The organism is Mycobacterium sp. (assembly GCF_036488105.1).
Taxonomy (GTDB): Bacteria; Actinomycetota; Actinomycetes; order Mycobacteriales; family Mycobacteriaceae; genus Mycobacterium.
The window spans coordinates 1-3790 of sequence record NZ_DASXHW010000198.1 but is presented as its reverse complement, the minus strand read 5'-3'; the positions used below and the strand labels follow the sequence as shown (position 1 = coordinate 3790).

General features: G+C 63.6%; 3 protein-coding genes and 2 pseudogenes. 3 read left to right on the top strand and 2 right to left on the bottom strand.

The window, feature by feature from the left end:
• The 3 genes and pseudogenes from VGH54_RS10745 to VGH54_RS10735 form a co-directional block, all read left to right on the top strand.
• Positions 1-332 (top strand): annotated as a pseudogene (locus tag VGH54_RS10745) (carboxylate--amine ligase); the annotation flags it as partial.
• 87 nt (positions 333-419) lie between these two features.
• Complete coding sequence (locus tag VGH54_RS10740; protein ID WP_331511959.1) at positions 420-1793, top strand: cytochrome ubiquinol oxidase subunit I; 1374 nt, start codon at positions 420-422, stop codon at positions 1791-1793.
• Between the two features lie 2 nt (positions 1794-1795).
• On the top strand, positions 1796-2824 hold the full coding sequence (locus VGH54_RS10735; RefSeq protein WP_331511958.1) for a cytochrome d ubiquinol oxidase subunit II: 1029 nt from the start codon (positions 1796-1798) through the stop codon (positions 2822-2824).
• A 145-nt stretch (positions 2825-2969) separates the two neighbouring features.
• Here the strand turns inward: VGH54_RS10735 and VGH54_RS10730 are convergent, their stop codons facing one another.
• Entirely contained in the window at positions 2970-3422 is a 453-nt protein-coding gene (locus tag VGH54_RS10730) for a DUF1931 family protein (protein WP_331511957.1), read from the bottom strand.
• A 117-nt stretch (positions 3423-3539) separates the two neighbouring features.
• Positions 3540-3790 (bottom strand): annotated as a pseudogene (locus VGH54_RS10725) (putative quinol monooxygenase); the annotation flags it as partial.

Here is a 3790-nt window from a genome sequence, read left to right as displayed (position 1 = left end):
TCGAGGCGCCTTTGCACGGCGATGTCATTGGATACCTCCCGCCGGGTGCGCTGCGGGCGGCGTACTGGAAGGCCTCCCATGACGGATTATCCGGTCGCACACTCGATTTGAGCTACGGTCGCGGATCAGTGTCGGCGCGTGGGCAGTTGAGCATGCTGGTAGCACGAGTGCGCCCGGCATTGGACGCTCTGGGTGAATACGATCGTGTCGTAAACGAACTGGACCGCATCGGCGCACAAGGCAACGGGGCGATGCGGCAGCTCCGGGCGTGGCGGAAACGCCGCGAGGTGATGGACGTCATCGCGGAAGCCGCAGCCGCCACGCTGAGCTAATCACAGTGGTGCGCAGCAAGTGCGCACTGCTACCTACCCAGTAGTTCCCACCGGCCCCTATACGACATTCGGAGAGCAGCTGGGTGAATGATGAGTGCCGTGGGCGCACATACCTCGCTTTTGGTGGTCGGCAGCATCATGGCGCCGCGGTCGCAGATGGGGTTCTCGCTGGGCTGGCACATCATCTTGGCCTGTCTCGGGGTGGGCCTACCCGGCCTGATTCTGTTCATGGAGTGGCGTGGGCAACGCATGGGCGATGTTGCCTACCGCTTGTTGGCTCGGCGGTTGGCCCGCGCGCTGGGTGTGTTGTTCGCTGTGGGTGCCGTCTCGGGCACGATCTTGTCCTTTGAGATGGGCCTGTTGTGGTCGGGGTTGATGGAGCATTACGGCTCGGTGATCGGTCTGCCGTTCGCGATCGAGGGTTTCGCCTTCTTCGTCGAAGCGATCTTTCTTGGCATCTATTTGTATGGCTGGGAGCGGCTCTCGCCGCGTACCCATCTGTTGTCCGGGATCCCGATATTCATCGCCGGCGTGTTGTCGGCGTTCTTTGTCGTGTGCGCCAACGCGTGGATGAACAGCCCCCAAGGGTTCACTGAGCGCAACGGCAAACTGGTCAGTGTGTCCCCGTGGGCGGCGATGTTCAACGGCGCCACCTGGCCCGAGACGATGCACATGATTCTGTCGGCTCTGATGGTCACCGGCTTCGTGACCGCCAGCGTCTACGCCGTCGCCATGCTGCGTGGGCACCGCGACCGCTACCACCGGCTCGGTCTGCTCATTCCGCTGAGCTTCGCCTGCGCGATCACGCCCATCCAGATCGTGGTCGGTGACTGGGCAGCCCGTTACGTCGCCGACGACCAGCCCGCCAAGCTTGCTGCGATGGAAGGCCTTTACCACGGTCGTCATGGCGCACCGCTGTCGGTCGGCGGCGTGTACTACGACAACGCGCTGCACGGCGCGATTCACCTCCCTAACGGCCTGTCGCTGCTGGCGCATCTGGACCCCAACGCCTACGTCGCCGGCCTGGACGGTGTGCCCGCCGGCCAGCGGCCACCGGTGAACGTCGTTCATCTGGCCTTCGACACCATGGTCGGGATCGGTTTCGCGCTGCTGGCGCTGGGGGCGTGGCTGGCCTGGACGTGGTGGCGACACCGCGACATGCCCACCACGACCTGGTTCCTGCGCGCGGTCGCGGTGTCGGGCATCGCTTCGGTGGTGGCCATGGAGTCCGGCTGGATCACCACCGAAGTCGGACGCCAACCATGGATCGTCTACGGCCTGCTGCGTGTCGACCAAGCGGTCAACCCGGCCGCGGGAATCGGCTGGGGGCTACCCTTGCTGCTCGTCGTCTACGCCGTGCTCACCGCCGCCACCATCTACGTATTGCGACACATGACCCGAACCCATCCGGTACCGCTGGCGCCCCGAGAGTCCGACGTGACCGACGTCGAGGTGCACTAGCCATGTCGCTGGCCACCGCATTGTTAGGACTCACCTGGCTATCGGTGACTGCCTACGCCCTGCTGGGCGGGGCCGACTTCGGCACCGGGTTCTGGGACCTGATTGCCGGCGACCCGCAGCACGGTCGGCCCCGCCGCACACTCATCGAGCGCTCGATCGGGCCGGTTTGGGAGGCCAACCATGTTTGGCTGATCTTCGTCCTCGTCGTCGTCTGGACCGCGTTCCCGCCACTGTTCGCAGCCGTCGCTTCCACCCTCTACATCCCGCTCACCTTGGTCGCGATCGGCATCATCGCGCGCGGGTCGGCGTTCGCGTTCCGCAAAGCCGTCACCGAAGATTGGCAACGACGCCTGTTCGGCGCAGCGTTCGCATTCTCCTCCGTCATCACCCCGTTCTTCCTCGGCGCGATCGCCGGCGCCATCGCATCCGATCGCGTTCCGCCCGGCCTGGCCCGCGGCAACATCATCACCAGCTGGGCCAATCCCACCTCGCTGACCTGCGGCATCCTCGCTGTGGGGGTGTGCTCCTACCTCGCGGCCATCTACCTGACCGCGGACGCACGCCGAGACGGACACGTGGAGTTGGCCGAATACTTTCGCCGACAAGGCCTCATCAGCGGCATCCTCGTCGGGATGCTCACGCTCGCCGCGATCGCTGTCGTGCACAGCGACGCCAACCAGCTCTATCAGCGACTCACCCACCGCGGCGTCGCGCTCATCGCCGCATCCATCGCCATGGGACTGCTGTCCCTGCTTTTGCTCACCCGACGCCGCTACATCGCCGTACGCGCCACCGCCGCTCTCGCGGTCACCGCCCTGCTCTGGGGATGGGCCATCGCGCAATATCCACAACTACTGCCCGGGCTAAACCTTGATCAGGCGGCAGCGCCACACGCAACCATGCAAGCCACCGCCATCACGACGGCGGTCGGATTTGTCGTACTAACGCCATCACTTGCATGGCTGTTCATCCTCTTTCAAGCGAACTCTGGCGAACAGCGACAACAATCGAACGTGCGAACCCGAACCTGACTGTCAGGCGCCGCAAAACGTTCGTTATCGGGACACTGCCGCGGGTCGCGGTACGATGTGTTGTTAGACAAGCACTTTCAGTTTGCTAATCTTGGTGCATCTCGACTCGACATCTCCTGTGCCCACGACAGCTCGGATTCGGCTATCAGAACACCAGCCGAAATAGCGCGAACACGCGATCCCAATGCTCAGTCGACGGGTTGGACACCTTCGGGTCCACCACGCGGAACGAACGAGCCAGCGCGATACTCAACCCGCCGAACAACTCTGGCAGCAGCCGCTCGGTGTCCTCAGCGAACGTGACGTCGCCAGGTGGTTGCCGCACGACTTGCCGCAGCAGTTCACGGATCTCCTGGGCCTCCTCGAGCTTGTCGAATTCGCGCATTCGCTCCTGGACGCCCTTGGTGATCGGAAGGTCCTGCGCCACAACCACGTCACGCCCGTTCCACTTGGCCGAGTTGCGCCCCGCGATAGCAATATCGTCGATCTGCTCGTCGACGAACTCGCGGAAGCGACGGACGTCGTTTTTGTCGATCTTGATGCTTGCGACCGAACGAAAGAACCGTTCGAACGCCGGAATACCCGAGGGATGGGTCATTGAATACCTCCGCTCCAAAGATTCAGATCGGCACAGCAGTGCCGGTTACCGGCTAGGGTGGCCCAGCACTTCGCTGGTACATGAGAACCTTCGCACCCCGACGCCGCGGTGGACACGTCAGAGCTTGTTGGCGATAACGTCGAGATCGCTGATGTGGGTGCCGCATCGAAGAGCTCGTCGGTTTTCTCCGCGAGGGCCTTTCCAACGGGCCCGCCAAGATGCGTCTCGCGTGCCGCCTCGTCCGGGAACTCGTCGATAATGCCGAACGTCGACGGGCCGAACTGAACCGCAAACCACGGTTTCGTGCCGGGTTCCTGCTCGACGAGCGGCAGTGCCGAAAAGGAGAAATTCCTCAACTGCGTCTTCTT

Excerpts from the sequence above, each read along its gene's own strand:
- VGH54_RS10740 (WP_331511959.1), top strand. The coding sequence starts at position 420 with ATGATGAGTGCCGTGGGCGCACATACCTCGCTTTTGGTGGTCGGCAGC.
- VGH54_RS10735 (WP_331511958.1), top strand. The coding sequence starts at position 1,796 with ATGTCGCTGGCCACCGCATTGTTAGGACTCACCTGGCTATCGGTGACT.
- VGH54_RS10730 (WP_331511957.1), bottom strand. The coding sequence starts at position 3,422 with ATGACCCATCCCTCGGGTATTCCGGCGTTCGAACGGTTCTTTCGTTCG.